The following is an 18,718-nucleotide window of genomic DNA, read 5'->3' on the forward strand; positions in this document are numbered from 1 at the left end:
CGGATGCTACTTGGGTTCGATCACCAGCAGCAGATCGCCACCCTGTACCTGGCTGGTGCCATTCAGGGTTACCTGGCTGACCACGCCGCCCGCGTTGGCGGTGATGCCAGCTTCCATCTTCATTGCTTCGATGGTGGCCACGGACTGGCCGGCCTCGATCAGGTCGCCGACCTTGACGTTCACAGTCACCGCTCCCGCGAAGGGTGCAGCGACGTGGCCGTTGTTGTTCGGATCGGCCTTCGGCGCGGACTTCACGGTGGATTCTACCGATTCGTCGCGGACCTTGAGCTGGCGGGGCTGGCCGTTGAGGTTGACCACGACGGTGCGCAGGCCCTTCTCATCGGCTTCCGATACCGATACCAGCCTGACCAGCAATCGAACACCGGTACCCAGCGAAATGACATGCTCAAAGCCGGGAACCAGGCCGTAGAGGTAGTCGCGGGTGTGCAGGACGGACAAATCGCCGTAGTTCTCCACCGACTTCTCGAAGTCACGGGTTGGGCCAGCGAAGAGCAACCGGTTCAGGGTACCGCGAATCGTGTCCGAATCCGCCTGCAGCGCTGCCAGGTCCTCTGCCGAGAGGTCCTCGACATGGGCCTTGACATTGCGTCCCTGCAACGCCTTGGTGCGGAACGGTTCCGGCCAGCCGCCTGGAGGGTTGCCCAGCTCTCCCGAGAGGAACTGGATGACCGAATCCGGGATGTCGTAGTTCTGCGGGTTCGCTTCGAAGTCCGCGGCTGGGACTCCGGAACCCACCAGCTGCAAGGCCAGGTCGCCGACGACCTTGGACGATGGAGTCACCTTGACCACATTGCCGAGCATGTCATTGACCGAGGCGTACATCGACTCGATGGCTTCGAAACGCTCGCCCAGGCCCAATGCAATGGCCTGCTGGCGCAGGTTCGAAAGCTGGCCGCCCGGAATCTCGTGCTGGTAGACACGGCCGGTTGGCGCTGGCAGTCCGGATTCGAATGGCTTGTACATGGCGCGCACTGCTTCCCAGTACGGTTCCAGCGACGCCACGGCATCCAGTGACAGGCCGGGATCACGCTCGGTGAACTCCAGCGCTGCGACCAGGGCAGAGGCCGATGGCTGCGAGGTGGTGCCCGCCATGGCCGCGCTGGCCACGTCGACGGCGTCCACACCGGCGTCGATGGCAGCCATCAACGTCGCCAGCTGCCCGCCGGAGGTGTCGTGGGTGTGCAGGTGCACCGGAAGATCGAAGCGTTCGCGCAGGGCCGTGACCAGCTTGGTTGCTGCCGCTGGGCGCAGCAGGCCGGCCATGTCCTTGATTGCGAGGATATGCGCGCCAGCGTCGACGATCTGCTGTGCCAGCTCCAGGTAGTAGTCCAGGGTGTACAGCTTCTCGTTGGCATCCAGCAGGTTGCCGGTGTAGCACAGGGCCACTTCGGCGACTGCGGTGCCGGTGTCGCGTACCGCCTTGATGGCCGGAGCCATCTGCGAAACATCGTTCAGCGCATCGAAGATGCGGAAGATGTCGATGCCTGCGGACGCGGCTTCCTTCACGAAAGCGTCGGTGACCTCGGTTGGGTATGGAGTGTAGCCCACGGTATTGCGGCCGCGCAGCAGCATCTGCAACGGGATGTTCGGCAGCTCCGCACGCAGCAGCTCCAGGCGCTTCCAGGGATCTTCGCCCAGGAATCGCAGGGACACATCGTAGGTGGCACCGCCCCAGACTTCCATGGAGAACAGCTGCGGGACGTTGTGCGCGTAGGCCGGTGCTGCCGCGAGCAGGTCGCGGGTGCGGACGCGGGTGGCCAGCAGCGACTGGTGCGCATCGCGGAAGGTGGTATCGGTGATGCCCACCGCTTTCGACTCGCGCAGGGCCTTGGCGAATCCTTCCGGACCGAGATCCAGCAGCTTCTGGCGCCAGCCATCGGCCGGCACGGCGGACTTGGAGGGGCCATCGAATGGCGAACGCTCTGGCTCGTCGGTCTTGTCACCCGGGAAAGCAGGAAGCTTCTTGCGCGGGTCGATTCCCTCGACACGGCTGCCATTTGGCTGGTTCACCGTGACATGGGCCAGGAAGTTCAGCGCCTTGGTACCGCGGTCCTGGGATTCATTGCCGGTGAGCAGATCCGGGCGGGAGTCGATGAAGTCGGTAGCGACATCACCGGCCAGGAACTGCGGATCACTGAGCACATTCTGGATGAACGGGATGTTGGTGGCCACACCGCGCACGCGGAACTCGGCCAGCGCACGGCGGGCGCGAGCCACAGCCGTCTGGTAGTCACGGCCACGGCAAGTGAGCTTGACCAGCATCGAGTCGAAGTGCGGGGACACCTCGGCGCCGGTGTAGATCGTGCCGCCATCCAGACGGACACCCGAGCCGCCGGCGGAGCGGTAGACGGTAATGGTTCCAACATCCGGACGGAAGCCATTGGCTGGATCTTCGGTGGTGATGCGGGACTGCAAGGCCCAGCCACGCACCTGGATGGTGTCCTGGCTGATCTCCAGATCCTTCAGCGACTCGCCAGCAGCGATGCGCATCTGCGCCTGCACCAGGTCGATGTCGGTAACCTCTTCGGTCACCGTGTGCTCAACCTGGATGCGCGGGTTCATTTCAATGAATACGTGCTGCCCGGCGCGGTCGCCCACGGTATCAACGAGGAATTCGACGGTGCCTGCGTTCTGGTAGCCCAGAGTCTGCGCGAACTTCACGGCGTCCCGGAACAGCGCCTGGCGAATCGATTCATCCAGATTCGGTGCTGGAGCGATTTCGACAACCTTCTGGTGGCGGCGCTGCAGCGAGCAGTCGCGCTCATGCAGGTGGACAATGTTGCCCTGCTCGTCGGCGAGGATCTGCACCTCGATGTGGCGCGGACGCAGCACTGCTTGTTCCAGGAAAACGGTGGGGTCCCCGAAGGCGGTGCCGGCTTCGCGCATTGCCGCGCCCATCAGCTCCGGCAGGTCTTCGCGCTTGTCGACACGGCGCATGCCGCGACCGCCGCCGCCGGCTACAGCCTTGACGAAGATCGGGAAGCCGATGCGATCGGCCTCGGCAATCAGGTAATCAACATCATCGCTTGGCTCGGAGGATTCCAGTACCGGAATGCCTGCCTCGCGAGCAGCCTTCAGCGCCGCTACCTTATTGCCGGCCAGTTCAAGCACGTCCGCCTTTGGACCGATGAACTTGATGCCTGCTGCTTCGGCAGCTCGTGCGAGGTCAGGATTTTCCGAGAGGAAGCCGTAGCCCGGGTAGATTGCATCCGCGCCGGCTTCTTTGGCAACGCGGATAATCTCGTCGATATCCAGGTAGGCGCGGACCGGATGGCCCTCTTCGCCGATCTGGTAGGCCTCTGCGGCCTTCTGACGGTGGATCGAATTGCGATCCTCATGTGGGTAGACAGCAACGGTCTTTGCGCCCAGCTCGTAGCCGGCGCGGAAAGCGCGAATCGCAATCTCACCGCGGTTGGCGACCAAGATCTTTTCAAACATAGTGTCCCTACATCGAATCTGTACACGCTGGTTCAACGGCACAATCAGGACTGTTCCCCTCAGGTGCAGGCCCGCCATCCCAGCGTGTCGGGTCTCGAAAAGCAGCTAGCATTTGCCACTTCTGTGAAACACACTACACGGGGATTCTCCAGAACGTCCAAACATTTCGCCTTGTGGTCAGACCACATGAAATAATTGGATCTTTGAAGTTTTAATCACTAACTGGTGCCTAATGGCAAAAACTGACGTTGCAAAGTCGGAGAAACACGGCTCGGCACACTATGATGATGAGAGACTAAAAATTCGGTGGGACGTTTAAACTAACGAACAGTGAAAGGCGTGGTCTGGTCCGTGCACGTAGTGAGCATCAGCAGCCTCAAGGGTGGCGTAGGAAAAACCTCCGTGACACTCGGATTGGCTTCAGCAGCACTTGCCGCCGGCATTCCGACTCTCGTCATTGACCTGGATCCCCATGCGGATGCCAGCACTGGCCTTGGAGTCCGGGCTAATGGGAAGCAGCCAATTGGGCAAATGCTCAAGAACGCTCGTCGCGCCCGTCTGCAAGATCAGGTTGTCGCCAGCGCTTGGCAGTCCAAGGCAGCAGAGAAGAAATCCCGTACCCGCATTCCAGTGCTCGATGTTGCCGTTGGCGACGCATTCACCGGCATCTACGATCGACCAGATCTGCGGACCCGCGACCTACGCCGCCTCTCCCAGCTTCTGAGCCGCACCAGCGGTTACCAGTTGGTTCTCATCGACTGCCCGCCATCGCTGAACGGCTTGACCCGCATGGCATGGAGCGCGTCGGATCAGCTCGTGCTAGTGGCAGAACCCAGCTTGTTCTCCGTGGCCGGCACCGAGCGCACCCAGCGCGCATTGGAACTCTTCCGCCGTGAATTCGCTCCTTCCCTGGGACCGGTACGTGTTGTCGCCAACCGCGTCCGCAAGGACTCCGCGGAGCATACCTTCCGTTTGGGCGAAATGCGCCAGATGTTCGGCGACTCCATGGTCAAGCCCGAGATTCCCGAACACCCGGAATGGCAGCAGATCCAAGGTGCCGCGTACTCGGTGCACCAGTGGCCTTCCAAGGCTACTGCTCCGATGCTGGCGCAGTTCGACGCGTTGCTCAAGGAAGTCATGTCCGCAGCAGGCCCGAACAACACCTAGGCCCGGATACGGATAGCAGCTTAAGCAATTGACCGGATCTTCCTTCAAGGAAGATCCGGTCAATTGCTTAAGCTCTTGAATTATCTGCCGGCCCTAGCCGACGTTGCGCGCCGCCTTGGCAGCTCGACGGGCAGCCAATTCATCTTCTGGCAGGGTCTGCTGCACAGAGCTCTCTGAAGGCAGCTGGGCAAGGGAACCTTCCACCTCGCGCCAAACACGGCCTACGGCGATGCCGAATACGCCCTGGCCCTTCTGGACAAGGTCAATGACCTCGTCGGCGCTGGTGCATTCGTAGACCGAAGCTCCATCGCTCATCAACGTGATCTGGGCAAGGTCCTCAACGCCGCGTTCACGCAGGTGCAAAACGGCCGAACGGATCTGCTGCAGGGATACTCCGGTGTCCAGCAGCCGCTTGACAACCTTGAGCACGAGGATATCCCGGAATGAATAAAGGCGGTGGCTGCCGGATCCCTTGGCTCCGCGCACTGCCGGCTCTACCAGGCCAGTACGTGCCCAGTAGTCGAGTTGGCGGTAGGTAATGCCGGCTGCCTTGCACACAATTGGACCGCGGTAGCCGGCATGTTCATCCAGCTCAGGCAGGTCATCGGTGAAGAGCAGTCCCTGGGTGCTGGATTGCTTGTTGCCACCGTCGACCCCATAGTGAGGCCCAGTCTGGCGAGACTCCATCCAATTGCTCCTTGCGTGTCAGCACGTTCCTAAACGAGTATCCAGGGACCGAATGAGAACCGCGCAGATGCGAGTGATGACCATCAAAAAACAGCTCTTTTTAAATGTCCCTATGCAAAGACGGTACGGCGATAACGACTAATGGTCAAAGACCTTCAAGCTTAACTTTAAGGCGTGTCGCGCAGGCTTGGGGAATTACCCAATTCAAGGCCAATATTCCACTGAAACCAAACGCGCGATATCTACGAAGAAAAATCTTCTGGATCAATATTGTCCAAGAATTCACGGAATTCGCGCAACTGCTCTTCGGGTGCCTCTTCGCCGCCAGTTTCATTCTCGATGGCCACGCCAGCTTCTTCCAGGACGTGCTCGGCGCACATGATCGGGCACTGGGCGCGCACGGCAAGGGCGACGGCATCCGAGGAACGGGAATCTACGCGTTTGCCGTTGGAAAGGACAAGCTCCGCGACGAACACGGCATTGTTTACCGAGACTATTTCGATCCGCTCAAGCTTCACGTCCATGCTTTCAATGACGCTGAGCAGCAGATCATGGGTCATCGGCCGAGGCGGAGTGAGCCCTTGTTCAGACATTGCGATGGCCGAGGCTTCGGGCGCACCTATCCACAGCGGAAGGTAGAGATTACGCTCAGGGTATTTGAGCAGCAACAGCGGCTGATTCGCCGGCAATTGAATACGGATTCCGGCAAACTCCAGTTCCAGCATGCTAGCCCCTTAGAGTTGTTGTTGCCTGTTCGAATTCAGCCTAGCGATCCAGTTGGGAAATAGCACGTTGCACCAGGGCCTCGTGAATTTCCAGGCACTGGCGCGAGATTTCCTGGGCCTCTTCCGCAGCGCGGGCACGAGCGGAGACTTCAGGCTTCTTCAGTTCGTTGCCGACAATCGATTCAATCAGCGAGAACTCGCGATCAGCTGCGGTACGGAACTGCCGCAGGTGGCGAGGTTCAACGCCATGGCCCGCCAGCTGAACGGCCGATTTGGTGACCTTGATGCTGTTGGCGTCGAACAGGCCAGCAACCGGTTCGATCAAGCCGAACTTTATCAATTCGCCAACGAGCTCCTCGCTGGCACCGGTCAGCCCCTGCAGTTCAGCCATGGACACCGAACGGGTTTTGCGCTCCACGGCCTCAGCCATGTCATCGTTGACCGCCTGTGGCGCCACCGGGGCTCCCCCAGGCAATGCTGCTGGCGCTTCACCGCGATCCACCGAGTCGAGATGGTCCTTGATGACCTTCAACGGCAGGTACTGGTCGCGCTGAACCGAAAGGATGAAACGCAAGCGGCTCACATCCGACGCGGAGTACTTTCGATATCCAGCGGAGGTACGTTGCGGGATGATCAGTCCCTTGTCTTCCAGGAAGCGGATCTTGGACGCAGTGACACGTGGGAACTCATCCTTGAGTTCCGAGAGCACCTCGCCGATATTCAGCGCGGCCTGCCGGAAGGTCTCGTGGCGTTGAGCCTCGAGACGTGGGCTGCGGGCTGCGTCAAAGATCGGCAAAGGGTCTACACCTCGGATGTATGGATATGTCGGCGTGCCAGACGCCGGCGGACAAAACCTCGAACTCTACTAGTTTAAAGGTTCGGAACGCTTTGGTAGAAATTCAGGCGGAATTTGCCGATCTGAACCTGAACACCAGTGCTCAACGGGATCTCGTCGATACGGTCGCCGTTGATGTAGGTACCATTCAGCGATCCGATGTCGCTGAGCGTGAACCTCGCGTCCGTTCGGGAGAACTTGGCATGCCGACGCGAAACGGTCACATCGTCCAGGAAGATATCCGCGTTTGGATGGCGGCCTGCGATGCTCTCGTCGGTGTCCAGCAAGAAGCGTGCGCCCTTGTTTGGTCCGGAATGGGCAATCAGCAGCGCAGAACCAGCTGGCAGGGCGTTAACTGCGTTTTTCTCATCCTCACTCAGGGTGTAGATGACCGAAGGTTCAGCACCCTTGTGCACCGCAGGAAGAGCGATATTGGTCGTCTCAGAGGCAGACTCGTTGTGCGGGTCAACCGGCCGATGTTCCGACATTATGGGGTCCTCCAGAAAATTCTGTTAACAGTTCGTGCGTGACGACCTTGAGTTCTGTGTTGGCACAGTCAGTAATACCAAACTATTTACAGATTAGCCTACTCACTGCCCAACTGATAACAGAAAAGTACATATTTTCCGCTGCAAGTGATTGCCAGTGTGGCAAGATGCCAAGAGAGACGATGATGCCTTGGCAGCCCCTGCACTTCGATCCTTTCCCACAGATGGAGGCGATGCAATGAGAATTCAGGAACTTTCAGGTGAATCATGACGAAGATACTTCTCAAACGCGCGTATACCGCGCCCAGCGTCGAGGACGGCTACAGGATCCTGGTTGACAGGCTCTGGCCGCGCGGGAAGAGCAAGGCTGCCCTTCAGCTGGATCACTGGGCCAAGGCCTTGGCACCGAGCACCGGGCTTCGCAAAGGCTGGGATCACGATGCCGACCGCTTTGGCGAATTTGCGCAGCACTATCGCGCCGAGCTAGATCAGAACCCCGCTGTCGATGGCTTTCTGGAAGTACTGGACCAGCATCCCGTGGTCACTTTGGTCTACGGAGCAAAAAATGAGCAGGCTAATCATGCTGTGGTGTTGCGTGACTATCTGCTCGATCAGCTCTCTGGTCCGTAGGCGGCACGAAGCACACGCCGTCGGCACACACCATATCCGAATCGACCACCTGCTGAAGGTCAAAGCTGAATTCCTGGCTCACCGTGGCACCTTTCATCGAAGTCCTGTCCCTTGGTGGTTCAACCACGTTGCGCCGAAAAATATTCCGCACTTCCACGCGACGCCCTGCGCAGGGAAACCGATGGCACCGCGAGATACTCGCGGTGCCATCGGTGATATGTGGAGCGAGGGCGCTACTAGTTCTGCTCCAGCAGGATCGGCTCGAAGAAACGGGCCAGCTCGTTGGCCGCATCCAATGGCAGGATGCTGGCAACATACATATCCGGACGGACGATCACGATCGCGCCATCGCGGGAGATCTGGCGCTCCTCGAAGATGTCCGAGCCGTCCAATGCGGTGTAGACCTTCTCGTAATCCATCAGGCCGAACACGCCGGTGTCCGGACGGAACACCTTCGGCGCGTCATTCACGTTCATCGTGGTGTAGTCCTGCTGGTAGACCACCTTGACATCGAACAGCGCGTCGGCGTCGGCACCCTTCGGCGTGAAGCGAACCAGTGGCGAGCGCTCATTCTCCAGCAGCCAACTCGACAAGGCGGCAATTTTCTGGGACTCTCCCACCGGCTGCTGATCAGCAAAGACGTAGATGCGGTAGCGGCCGTCGGCACGATGGTGGTGGCCCAGGTGCGTTGGGTTGGCATCGGCCAAGCGCATGACTTCCGAAGAGCGGAAGCGCTTGCCCACGGGGAATCCGGCGGCCAGCTCCTGGTGCTCCTTGCCGGCGACCAGCGCAGATGCCGCGTACTCGGTCATGAAGCCGGCAGGGAATTCGGCCGTGCGTACATAGAACTCGGCAACGCCTTCTTGGCCTTCAAGCTCCTTCGCAGTAGCAGCCATGATGGAGGACCACTTCTTGTCGAAGTCGATCAGGTCCTTGGCGATCACCTTGCGCTCGTCCGAGTAGGTGCGCAGCAGGCTTTCCGGAGCTTGGCCCGAGAGCACATAGCCGATCTTCCAGGCCAGGTTGAACCCGTCCTGCATGGAGACGTTCATGCCTTGGCCGGCCTTGGCCGAGTGGGTGTGGCAGGCGTCGCCGGTAATGAACACGCGCGGCTCACGGGTACCGATCTCTTCAACCGGCACATCATCGAAGCGGTCAGCCAGCCGGTGGCCTACTTCGTAGACGCTGTGCCACGCGACGTCCTTGACCTCGAGGGTATAGGGATTCAAAATCGCCTTGGCGCGCTCGATGATTTCTTCCAGCGGAGTCTCGCGGACCTTGCCGTTATCCCCTTCCGGAACTTCACCCAGGTCGACGTAGAGGCGGAAGAGCTGCCCGCCTTCGCGCGGAATCAGCAGGATCGAACCAGCCTTGGAATGGATGGCGCACTTGGTGCGCACATCCGGGAAGTTGGTCAGGCCCAGGGTGTCCATGACGCCCCAAGCGTGATTGGCCTTGTCACCGGAGAGCTTCGCGCCGATCGAGCGGCGGACATTGCTTCTGGCCCCATCGGAACCGACCACGTACTTGGCACGCACTACACGCTCAATGCCGTCATTGCTCTCGCCGCAGCCGATCAGGGTGACCTTCACCGGGTACTCTTCACCGTCTTCAACGACCAGTTCCTTGAAGTCCCACCCGTAGTCCGGGACGGTGCGAGCTGGGGAGTTCGCCGCGAAATCAGCGAAATAGTCGATAACGCGCGCCTGGTTGACCACGAGGTGCGGGAATTCGCTGACGCCGGTTGGATCATCGGCGGTGCGGTCGGTGCGGATGATCTGATCCGGGTTCTGCGGATCAGGGTTCCAGAAGGTGGTTTCCTTGATGATGTAGGCCTCGGCGGTGATGCGCTCGGCAAAACCGAAAGCCTGGAACGTCTCCACCGTGCGTGACTGGATCCCGTCGGCCTGGCCGATTTCCAGGCGGCCGGGCCGTCGGTCGATGATGCGGGTGTGCACATCAGGGAACTGGGAAAGCTGGGCGGCGGTGATGATGCCTGCGGGACCGGCACCGACGATCAGCACATCCATGACATCGGGCATCTCCATGGGACGGTTTATGCCCACGCCAGCCGCTGGCTGCACCCGTGGATCGGCTGAAATGTATCCGTTGTGGTGAAACTGCACCGTTTCATCCCCCAATTCCCTGTGATGACCTCAGTCAATAAATATGATGTTCGATATTAGAACTGCATGATCTTTTATCGCACACTAATCATATACAATCTGTGAGCTCAGGCACAAGTTCACGCACGCTGCGCCGGCCACCCTAAGCCGCAGATGGGCAGAAGCCCCGGCGCAATAACCTCGCGCCGGGGCCCATCACTGATGCCAGCTGCTACCGATGCTCCCACTCGGGTCCGGCATACTCCAGCATCTGCTCTTCATTAAGTTGCGAACGCCCATAGGCTCCGTGCACCGCGTTGAACTTCCCGCCAATCTCCAAGTCGCGCGAGGACGAGATATCTCCGACCAGCCACGGCTTCCATTTGGTGGCCGACAGATCGGGGCGGATGATGCTGGCCGTGGCAGCGCAATCCGCGGCAAATGGCAGGATCGCCGATGGTTCCCGATCCGCTCCCTCGCGAATGATGGCCAGGACCAGGCAGCACCGGTCTTGCGCGAGGCCCTGGGCCTGGCCCAACTTCACGATTCGCGCACCGAGCTAGTACCTTATCCGCTGATCGTGCCAGCCCCGAATTCGCCGCATGCCGGTCAGCAGCGCATCAAAATGCGTGATGTCCTGGTCGATCAGGCGGATGAGCAGTTGGGCGATGCCATGGCGCAGTCATTGGCCCATCGGGCCAGCCTGGTCGGCGAATTGCGGGCCTTGGGCGGTGCCGTAGCCCGGGTTCCGGCCCACGCCACCGCCTGGGGGTCGCGGCATCAAGAAGTGCTGGCAGCTACCTGGATCCACCCGTTGGGCATCGCCGAGCAGGACCAGTCGTTCGCTGCCCTGCAGGTTCTGGGCACCGGCGCGTACGGCGCCTACTCTTCGGACGTTCGCCGTTCGGCTGCCGAGCTCGCCTGGCCTGGGCAGACCGGAACCCGGCTGCGTGCCCTGTCCGAGAGAACTGACCCGCAGCACCTGTTTGATGGCGGACTGAACTTGAGAAGCCAGAACTCCAGCGCTACCTGATCAGCTCGACGCGTCCTGCTTCCACCCCGAGCCGATGCACCACCGAATGCTCGCGCATTTTCTGCTGCCAGCGCCGGTCGTGGCTGACCGTGACCACGGCGCCCGGATATTCCGCCAGCGCTGACTCCAGCTGCTCCACCAAGGCCGGTGAGAGATGGTTCGTCGGCTCGTCCAGGAACAGCATCTGCGCTTTGGTGCTGACCGCAATAGCCAGTTCCAGGCGGCGGCGCTGGCCTACCGAAAGCGCCATGGGGTGCCGCAGGAAATCCTGCGGCGAAAACAGGCCCAGCTGGGCCAGGGACGCACCGGCGTACTGGACATACTGGCCGGTGGCCGCGGCGAAGGCTTCAACCAGGGTGCTGCCAGGAAAAATTCCGACTTCCTGGCGGAGCCAACCGCAGTGCAAGTTGGCAGCGCGCTCGATCTTCCCCTCGGCGCATTCCAGTTCTCCGGCGAGCATTTTGAGCAATGTGGATTTGCCAGCACCATTGGGGCCGGTGACTAGCCAGCGCTCGCCGAGCTTGATGTCGAAGCGTGGCGTGGACAGTTTCGGATCCGAGCCGCGCCGGGCGTTCATCACCTGCAGCAAGGTTTCGCCACCAGCCTGGTCCTGGGTGCTGCCGGGCATCAAGAAGGACAGCTCAGCAGCCGGCTCGGGTGCCCGGTGGGTTTCGAGGTCTTCGATTCGGGATTTTGCCTGGCGGATCTTGGAGGTCGACCCATGGCTGGAATCGCGGGCCCGGAAATTTCCATGTCCGAAACTGGATTTCTCCTGCTTGCGCGGAATGGCGCTGACGCGTGAAGCATACTTATCAACCAAGTTCTGTGAACGCTCAAGCTCCTGCACCCAATTTTCGTAGGCGACGCGGATCGCGATGCGCTCCTGCTCCTTGGCATGCAGATAACCGTCATAGCCATTGCCGTAATGCGCGACCGACCCGTCGGCAACCTCCACGATGGATCGGGCAAAACGCTTGAGGAACATCCGGTCATGGCTGATCAGCACCAGCGCACCGCGATGCTTATCCAGGGTGCGCTCCAGCCAGTTCATGGCCGCCTCGTCCAGGTCGTTCGTTGGTTCATCGAGCAGGAGCAATTGCGCACCCGAACACAGGACACAGGCCAGCGACAGCCGGGATCGCTGCCCACCGGAAAGTTGGGACACAAGGCGCTGGCGATCCAGATCTCCTAGGCCCAGCTGCGCCAAAGCGCTATCCAGGCGCGGAGCCAGCGAATAGCCGTCGGCCGCCTCATACAGGTCGGTAACCTGCTGCAGCTGCTTCATCAAACGTTCGGCGACAGGTTCTGGAGCATCTTCGAGCTTGGCCGAGACGACGCGCATCAAGCCTTCCAGTTCACGGAAGCGCCGATGATAGGAATCGATCACCTGTTGCACGCTCATGTTCGCAGCGAAGCTCGGGTTCTGCGCAGCGTAGGCAACGGCACCGGGCGCGTTCATCTTCCGCTGCCCGTGGTCGGGTTCGAGATTCCCTGCAATCACGCGCATCAGCGTGGATTTTCCCGAACCGTTATCGCCAAGTACTGCGATGCGGTCGGTACCGGAAATTGCAAGGTCGATGCCGGTCAGCACATCCCGTTCGCCGAAACTGACTGCGATGCCTTGCAATGAGCATACGTAGTCCGGTTCGGTTTCGCGCTCATGCTGGGAAGACTGGTGGATATTTTGGGACTGGGTCATGGGAGTTTCCTGCCTAGCACCGGTTCGCCGAGTAATCAGGGCCGGTGCGGTGCTGGTGGTTGGCGGGCACCACAAAGGTGCAATGAATATGGCGTCAGCGGAGCGAAGCTCGACACTGGTTACCGCCTAGAGGAAATGGACTCCATGAATTAACGTTCCCACCATTCAAGGCTAAGCCCAAGCCATCACAACAGGCAAGGTTTTGCGCACTACAGCTCGATGATGCCCTCAATCAGGACGTTCGCGGCCCCGCCAACCCAAAGCTGGCCGTCGGCCAAGTCCAGATGCACATGCCCATCGCGCCCGACTTTCGCACCCTGCCGGTTGACCAGTGGCGCGGTGGCGTGCCCGGTGGCCATCAGCCATTGCGTGGCCGCTCCATTCAGGCTTCCGGTGACCGGATCCTCGCGCAAGCCCCCGTTTTCGATGGCCAGAGCTCGGACTTCGAATTTTTCCGGTGCCGACGACTGCGGCAGTGCGCCGAAGACCCCGATTTTCCAGCGTCCCGGCCTATTGGGGATCCGCGGTGCGATGTCCAAAACCTGCTGCGAGTTTTCCAGCAGCACCGCGGCCCACCCCGGCCCGTTGTCCGTCCACTGCGAATCCACAATCTGCTCGGGCTCAATGCCCAGGATCTGGATCATTTCCGTCAGTTCGTGCGGCGCAATTGCACCGGTTCGAACAGCCGGCGGCGAAGCAAAGGAAAGCGTTTCACCTTCGATCCTGATCGGTACCAAACCAGCTTCGCACTCGACGACCAGCTGCTTCGGATCCTGCGGCACTCCCCCGGCCTGCAGCCAGGCACGCGCTGTGCCCAAGGCAGGGTGGCCGGCAAATGGGAATTCGCGTTCGCGCGCAAAGATGCGGAAACGGTAGTCGGCCCGCTCATCGCTGGCCGGCAGTACGTAGGTGACCTCGGAGAGATTGGACCAGAGCGAGTAGTCCTGCATCGACTCGGTATCCAGGCCCTGCCCGTCGAGCACCACGCCTAGCGGGTTGCCCTTGTACGGGGTGGCGCCGAAGACATCGACCTGCTGGAATCTGCGTTGCATTGGACCATCTTCCGGATCTTCGCCGTGGGTGTGGAATTCTGGGGAGGCACGGCAAAACCCCGCCGAGAGAAACTCTCGACGGGGTTTTCCGATTGGATCGTCGGGCTAACAAGATTTGAACTTGCGACCTCCTCACCCCCAGTGAGGCGCGCTACCAAGCTGCGCCATAGCCCGATGCCCTCGCAGCCGTTATCCCCAAGTCGTGAGAACCAAGGGTGCCGTCTGCGAAAAGCTCCTTTATTAGCCTACACCAAGTGAAGGGCTAAATTCGAAATTTAGCGATTGCGTCCGCGGCGCTCGCGGATTCGCATCGAAACCTCGATGGGGCTTCCTTCGAAACCGAAGGTTTCGCGCAGCCGCCGGGTGATGAAGCGGCGGTAGCCTGGATCCAGGAAGCCGGTGGTGAACAGCACGAAGCGCGGCGGACGGGCCGAAGCCTGGGTGCCGAACAGGATGCGTGGCTGCTTGCCGCCGCGCACCGGGTGCGGGTGGGCTGCGACAAGTTCGCCCAGGAAGGCGTTCAGCTTGCCCGTTGGAATGCGCTTGTCCCAGGATTCCAGCGCGGTATTCAGTGCGGGAACGAGCTTGTCCTTGTGCCAGCCGGTCTTCGCCGAGATGTTCACGCGCGGTGCCCACTCGATATGGGCAAGGTCGCGCTCGATCTCCTGGTCCAGGTAGTAGCGGCGATCCTCATCCACCTCATCCCACTTGTTGTAGACGATGACCATCGCGCGGCCGGCTTCGATGGCCAGCTGGATGATGCGCACGTCCTGCTCGGAGATGGTTTCATTGGCAGCCAGCAGGATGACGGCGACTTCGGCCTTCTCCAGCGCCGTCTGGGTACGCAACGACGCGTAGTAGTCCGAGCCGACGGCCATGTGCTGGCGGCGGCGGATACCGGCGGTATCCACGAAGCGCCAGACTTCGCCGCCCAGCTCGACAAGTTCGTCCACGGGATCGCGGGTGGTGCCGGCCAGATCGTCGACAACTACGCGCTCGGAGCCGGCCACCTTGTTCAGCAGCGAGGACTTGCCCACATTCGGACGGCCGATCAGCGCAATGCGGCGCGGACCGCCCGATGGGATCATGCCGCCGAAAGCCGAATGGGCCGGCATTTTCTCCATGACAGCGTCCAGCAGGTCGGCGGTGCCGCGGCCGTGCAGGGCCGAGACTGGCCATGGCTGGCCGAATCCCAGTCCCCACAGCGCGGCGGCTTCGGCTTCCTGGTTGAAGTCGTCGACCTTGTTGGCCACTAGGAAGACCGGCTTGCCCTTCTTGCGCAGCATCTTCACCACAGCCTCGTCGGTTGCGGTCGCGCCCACGTGGGAGTCGACCACGAAGAGGATGGCGTCAGCGACGTCGGCGGCAATTTCGGCCTGGTCGGCAACCGAGGCGTGGATGCCCTTGGCATCGTGCTCCCAGCCACCGGTATCGACGATGGTGAATGGGCGTCCCACCCACTCGGCGGAATAGGACACGCGGTCGCGGGTGACGCCCGGGGTATCCTCGACTACCGCTTCGCGGCGGCCCAGGATGCGGTTAACCAAGGTGGACTTGCCGACGTTAGGTCGTCCGATAACAGCCAGGACCGGCGGAATGACAACGTCTTCATCGTCGTCATCGAAGCTATCCAGGCCTGCAAGCAGGGCGGAGTCCTCTTCGTCCAGTTCGTAGTCTTCCAGTCCGCTGAGCAGGGCCTGGGCGCGAACCGCGGCCTCTTCCTCGCTCAGTTCGGCCAGGCGCTCGGCGATATCGTCGTCTCCAACGGGGATGTATTCCTCGTCGTGGGTGGAGTTGTTCTCGCTCATGATTTTCCCTTCACAGCGATCGTAATCTTCATCGGCTCTCGCCGAGGATGGGCACCAGCTTTAGGCTAGTTTTTCGTTGCAGTGCCGACTGCGTCAAGCACTGCGTCGATGGTCTGCTCGAAATCCAGGTCCGAGGAGTCTACGGTCATGACTCCGTCGGCGGCCTGGGTGAAGTTCACCACGGTGGAGTCCTTCGCATCGCGCGCCAGCACCTGGGTAGCCAGCTGCGACTCGTTCTGCGATCCGCCCAGCTGCAGGCCGCGACGGCGCAGGCGGGCTTCTTCCGATGCGGTCAGCAGGATGCGCGCATCGGCATCCGGGGCGACCACGGTGGTGATGTCGCGGCCTTCGGCCACGATGCGGGTGTTGGCCGCAATGATTTCCTGCTGGCGGCGGACCAGTTCGGCACGCGCGTCCAGGTTGGTGGCAACGGCGGAAACCTGCTCGGAGATGCGTGGTTCGCGGATTGCCGCGGTCACGTCTACACCGCCGATTTCAACCAGTTCAGCATCAGGATCGACCGAGATGGACAGCTTGGCATCGCGCACGGCCTGGGCAATGGCCTCGGCGTTGGACAGATCGGTGCCATCGGCGAGCACCGAGTAGGTGATCGCACGGTACATGGCGCCGGTGTCCAGGTAGGCTGCGCCCAGCTTGCGGGCGACGGCCTTGGAGACCGAGGACTTGCCGGAGCCGCTAGGGCCGTCGATGGCAATAACCAGCTTGTCGTTGTTCAAGGTGCTCACTGGGCTACCTTCCATCCGTTCTTGGTCAATACATCTATCAATTCATCGCGCCGGCCGGGCACGACCGAAACATCCACCATGCCGACCTGATGGCCCGCGGAGTGCTCCATGCGCAAATCCTCGATGTTGATCTGCGCGTCGCCGATTTCGGCCAGCAACTGGGCGATCTGCCCCGGCCGGTCATCGATCACGACGGTGACCAACGCGAACGCCTGCGGCGGTGCGCCGTGCTTGCCCGGAATCCGGGCCTTGCCGGCGTTGCCCTCGGTCATCAGCTGCGAGAGGTCCAGCAGCGCTCCGGGGCCCTGCGGGTTCTGCAGCGTGCTGATCAGCCGGTCCAGATCTTCCTTCATCCCGGTCAGGATCGGCACCAGTGCGGCGGCATTGTGCGAGAAGATCTGGATCCAGAGCTTCTCGTCGCTGGCCGCGATGCGCGTGGTGTCGCGCAGCCCGTTGCCCGCCAAGGCCAGCTGGTGGCTTTCGGCGTTCAGCAGGCGCGAGGCGATCATCGAGCTGGCCGCTTGCGGGAAGTGGCTGATCAGCGCGACGGACTCATCGTGCTCGACCACGCTCATCCGGTACATGGTCGCACCCAGGTCGATGGCCAGGGATTCGGCGGCCTTGACCCGCGAAGCCTGCGCTCCTTCATGGGCGCAGATGACCCACGGCATGGAGGTGAACAATTCGCCACGGGCCGCGGCCGGTCCGGACTTCTCCCGGCCCGCCATCGGGTGCGTCCCCACATAGCGGGACGTCTCGGCCTCGCCCAGCCGCTCGTCCGCCAGCACGCCGGCCAGGATCGAGCCCTTGACACTGGCGATGTCCACCACGGCCGCGTTCGGATAGGCCAGCAGCGCGTCGCCCACCAGGGCGGAGGTGACATCCGGTGGAGCACCGATCACGACCAGTTCCGGGGCGATCTGCTGGTGCTCCAGCAGCACCCCGGCGCCAATGTCCTGGGCTACTCCGGCAGCGGTTGGCGAAATATCCGACAGGTAGACGTGCACGCCCTTGGCGCGCAGGCCCAATCCCACCGAGGTGCCCAGCAAGCCGGTGCCGATGACCAGCACCGGGCCTGCAAGGTGAGAAGACGCCATGGGCTACATCCCCACCATGGCCATGAGGTGCCCGACTTCCTGGTTGCCCAGGGAGCGGATGGTGCCCTGCTTCTGGTCGCCCAGCAGCACCGGACCCACGGCAACGCGCACCAGGCGCTGGACCGGGTGGCCTACGGCGTCGAACATGCGGCGCACGATGCGGTTGCGGCCCGAGTGCAGGGTCACCTCGACCATCACGTGCTTCGGGGTGGTGGCGATGATCTTCAGGTCATCGACCTTGATCCAGCCATCTTCGAGCTTGATTCCCTCGCGCAGCTGGTTGCTTACCGCACGCGGCAGCGGGCCGGGGATCTGCACCAGGTAGGTCTTGGGGACTTCGTACTTCGGGTGCTGCAGGCGGTTGGCCAGCTCGCCGTCGTTGGTCAGGATCAAGACGCCTTCGGTCTTGTAGTCCAGGCGGCCAACGTGGAACAAGCGCAGCGAGTGGTGCTCGTTCTTGAAGTAGTCGGCGATGGTGCGGCGGCCCTCCGGGTCATCCATGGTGCACATCACGTGCTTCGGCTTGTTGAAGACGAAGTAGCGGTTTGCCTGGTTCATCTGGATGCGCATGCCATCGACGTGGATGCGGTCCTTGGCTGGATCCACGCGCGAACCCAGCTCGACGACCAGGTTGCCGTTGACCTCGACGCGGCCTTCGAGGATCATCTCCTCGCAGACGCGGCGCGAGGCCACCCCGGCGTTGGCCATGGCCTTCTGCAGGCGGATGCCGTCCTGCTGCTCGCCGTTGATCTCGCGAGCTGCCTGGCTTTCGGCACGAGCCTGGGCGCGGGCGCGCTGGGTCGGGCGCGCATAGTTGGTCGGCACGGAGTTGCCGAAGCGTTCCTTGCCGAAAGCACGCTCGGAGTTCTTGCGCGGTGCTGCGGTGTTGCGCTTGGCCGAATTCGACTTTTCCCCTGGCTTGCCCGAGGCGGACTTGCCATACGGCTTCTCGCCGAATGGCTTCTCGCCGAAGGACTTGCCACCGGTGCGGCCTGCACCGCCTGGCTTGCCGTAGGCCTTGCCGCCGGTAGTGCCGCGGCCGCCTGCTGGCTTGCCGCCGAAGTTTGAATTGTTGCCGCGATCGTTGCGGCCTGAGGATGGTCCCCTGCTCATGCTTGCCTGTGTCCCTTGCTGTTACGTGTTCGCTGCGCGAGCCCGCCAGTCTTGGGGCTTCACGCGTGGTTGGT

The 18,718-nt window shown here is 61.6% G+C and carries 16 protein-coding genes and 1 tRNA gene; 3 read left to right on the top strand and 14 right to left on the bottom strand.

Annotated elements, in window-relative coordinates; translation table 11 throughout:
- Positions 1-6: 6 nt before the first annotated feature.
- The gene (locus tag AC1Z36_RS14585; protein WP_483561414.1) at positions 7-3,459 is read right to left on the bottom strand and encodes a pyruvate carboxylase; all 3,453 of its coding nucleotides are present in this window, start codon (positions 3,457-3,459) and stop codon (positions 7-9) included.
- Between the two features lie 351 nt (positions 3,460-3,810).
- Here AC1Z36_RS14585 and AC1Z36_RS14590 point away from each other — a divergent pair, with 351 nt between their 5' ends.
- Positions 3,811-4,626, top strand: coding sequence for a ParA family protein (locus AC1Z36_RS14590; RefSeq protein ID WP_105659072.1), 816 nt, complete (start codon positions 3,811-3,813; stop codon positions 4,624-4,626).
- 93 nt (positions 4,627-4,719) lie between these two features.
- Here the strand turns inward: AC1Z36_RS14590 and AC1Z36_RS14595 are convergent, their stop codons facing one another.
- From AC1Z36_RS14595 to AC1Z36_RS14610, 4 genes are all read right to left on the bottom strand, one after another.
- Entirely contained in the window at positions 4,720-5,313 is a 594-nt protein-coding gene (locus AC1Z36_RS14595) for a MerR family transcriptional regulator (RefSeq protein ID WP_105659060.1), read from the bottom strand.
- Positions 5,314-5,555: 242 nt separating this feature from the next.
- Complete coding sequence (locus AC1Z36_RS14600; protein WP_105662558.1) at positions 5,556-6,038, bottom strand: bifunctional nuclease family protein; 483 nt, start codon at positions 6,036-6,038, stop codon at positions 5,556-5,558.
- Positions 6,039-6,078: 40 nt separating this feature from the next.
- Positions 6,079-6,834 carry a transcriptional regulator FtsR gene (gene ftsR / locus AC1Z36_RS14605; protein ID WP_286172266.1) on the bottom strand — a complete coding sequence of 252 codons (756 nt, stop codon included), beginning with the start codon at positions 6,832-6,834 and terminating at the stop codon, positions 6,079-6,081.
- Between the two features lie 74 nt (positions 6,835-6,908).
- Positions 6,909-7,361, bottom strand: coding sequence for an FHA domain-containing protein (locus AC1Z36_RS14610; RefSeq protein ID WP_105659058.1), 453 nt, complete (start codon positions 7,359-7,361; stop codon positions 6,909-6,911).
- A 267-nt stretch (positions 7,362-7,628) separates the two neighbouring features.
- Here AC1Z36_RS14610 and AC1Z36_RS14615 point away from each other — a divergent pair, with 267 nt between their 5' ends.
- Positions 7,629-7,991 carry a DUF488 domain-containing protein gene (locus AC1Z36_RS14615; protein ID WP_133834491.1) on the top strand — a complete coding sequence of 121 codons (363 nt, stop codon included), beginning with the start codon at positions 7,629-7,631 and terminating at the stop codon, positions 7,989-7,991.
- 236 nt (positions 7,992-8,227) lie between these two features.
- Here the strand turns inward: AC1Z36_RS14615 and AC1Z36_RS14620 are convergent, their stop codons facing one another.
- Positions 8,228-10,117 (bottom strand): FAD-binding monooxygenase, encoded by a 1,890-nt coding sequence (locus AC1Z36_RS14620; protein WP_105662555.1) that lies wholly within the window; start codon positions 10,115-10,117, stop codon positions 8,228-8,230.
- Positions 10,118-10,328: 211 nt separating this feature from the next.
- A complete protein-coding gene (locus AC1Z36_RS14625; RefSeq protein WP_483561415.1) occupies positions 10,329-10,640 on the bottom strand; it encodes a hypothetical protein in 312 nt (103 codons plus the stop codon).
- A gap of 36 nt (positions 10,641-10,676) precedes the next feature.
- On the opposite strand from AC1Z36_RS14625, the gene AC1Z36_RS14630 reads away from it, so the two are divergent.
- A complete protein-coding gene (locus tag AC1Z36_RS14630; RefSeq protein ID WP_332487305.1) occupies positions 10,677-11,129 on the top strand; it encodes a hypothetical protein in 453 nt (150 codons plus the stop codon).
- On the opposite strand, the gene abc-f is transcribed toward AC1Z36_RS14630, so the two are convergent.
- The 7 genes from abc-f to AC1Z36_RS14665 all read right to left on the bottom strand — a co-directional run bounded on the left by abc-f (position 11,122) and on the right by AC1Z36_RS14665 (position 18,644).
- Positions 11,122-12,828: a ribosomal protection-like ABC-F family protein gene (abc-f, locus tag AC1Z36_RS14635; protein ID WP_483561416.1), complete on the bottom strand. Its 1,707-nt coding sequence runs from the start codon at positions 12,826-12,828 to the stop codon at positions 11,122-11,124. The genes AC1Z36_RS14630 and abc-f overlap by 8 nt on opposite strands.
- A gap of 209 nt (positions 12,829-13,037) precedes the next feature.
- The gene (locus tag AC1Z36_RS14640) at positions 13,038-13,880 is read right to left on the bottom strand and encodes a PhzF family phenazine biosynthesis protein (protein WP_400343255.1); all 843 of its coding nucleotides are present in this window, start codon (positions 13,878-13,880) and stop codon (positions 13,038-13,040) included.
- A gap of 100 nt (positions 13,881-13,980) precedes the next feature.
- A tRNA-Pro gene (locus tag AC1Z36_RS14645) sits at positions 13,981-14,054 on the bottom strand.
- 101 nt (positions 14,055-14,155) lie between these two features.
- Entirely contained in the window at positions 14,156-15,688 is a 1,533-nt protein-coding gene (der, locus tag AC1Z36_RS14650) for a ribosome biogenesis GTPase Der (RefSeq protein WP_105659051.1), read from the bottom strand.
- Between the two features lie 65 nt (positions 15,689-15,753).
- A complete protein-coding gene (gene cmk, locus AC1Z36_RS14655; protein ID WP_426734947.1) occupies positions 15,754-16,449 on the bottom strand; it encodes a (d)CMP kinase in 696 nt (231 codons plus the stop codon).
- On the bottom strand, positions 16,431-17,531 hold the full coding sequence (locus AC1Z36_RS14660) for a prephenate dehydrogenase (RefSeq protein ID WP_483561417.1): 1,101 nt from the start codon (positions 17,529-17,531) through the stop codon (positions 16,431-16,433). Before AC1Z36_RS14660 ends, cmk begins: the two co-directional genes overlap by 19 nt.
- Positions 17,532-17,534: 3 nt before the next feature.
- Complete coding sequence (locus tag AC1Z36_RS14665) at positions 17,535-18,644, bottom strand: pseudouridine synthase (RefSeq protein WP_105659048.1); 1,110 nt, start codon at positions 18,642-18,644, stop codon at positions 17,535-17,537.
- Between the last annotated feature and the right edge of the window lie 74 nt (positions 18,645-18,718).

It is taken from the genome of Glutamicibacter sp. BS14 (assembly GCF_056934375.1).

Excerpts from the sequence above, each read along its gene's own strand:
- AC1Z36_RS14585 (WP_483561414.1), bottom strand. The coding sequence starts at position 3,459 with ATGTTTGAAAAGATCTTGGTCGCCAACCGCGGTGAGATTGCGATTCGC.
- AC1Z36_RS14595 (WP_105659060.1), bottom strand. The coding sequence starts at position 5,313 with ATGGAGTCTCGCCAGACTGGGCCTCACTATGGGGTCGACGGTGGCAAC.
- AC1Z36_RS14600 (WP_105662558.1), bottom strand. The coding sequence starts at position 6,038 with ATGCTGGAACTGGAGTTTGCCGGAATCCGTATTCAATTGCCGGCGAAT.
- AC1Z36_RS14610 (WP_105659058.1), bottom strand. The coding sequence starts at position 7,361 with ATGTCGGAACATCGGCCGGTTGACCCGCACAACGAGTCTGCCTCTGAG.
- AC1Z36_RS14615 (WP_133834491.1), top strand. The coding sequence starts at position 7,629 with ATGACGAAGATACTTCTCAAACGCGCGTATACCGCGCCCAGCGTCGAG.
- abc-f (WP_483561416.1), bottom strand. The coding sequence starts at position 12,828 with ATGACCCAGTCCCAAAATATCCACCAGTCTTCCCAGCATGAGCGCGAA.
- AC1Z36_RS14640 (WP_400343255.1), bottom strand. The coding sequence starts at position 13,880 with ATGCAACGCAGATTCCAGCAGGTCGATGTCTTCGGCGCCACCCCGTAC.
- der (WP_105659051.1), bottom strand. The coding sequence starts at position 15,688 with ATGAGCGAGAACAACTCCACCCACGACGAGGAATACATCCCCGTTGGA.
- cmk (WP_426734947.1), bottom strand. The coding sequence starts at position 16,449 with ATGGAAGGTAGCCCAGTGAGCACCTTGAACAACGACAAGCTGGTTATT.
- AC1Z36_RS14660 (WP_483561417.1), bottom strand. The coding sequence starts at position 17,531 with ATGGCGTCTTCTCACCTTGCAGGCCCGGTGCTGGTCATCGGCACCGGC.
- AC1Z36_RS14665 (WP_105659048.1), bottom strand. The coding sequence starts at position 18,644 with ATGAGCAGGGGACCATCCTCAGGCCGCAACGATCGCGGCAACAATTCA.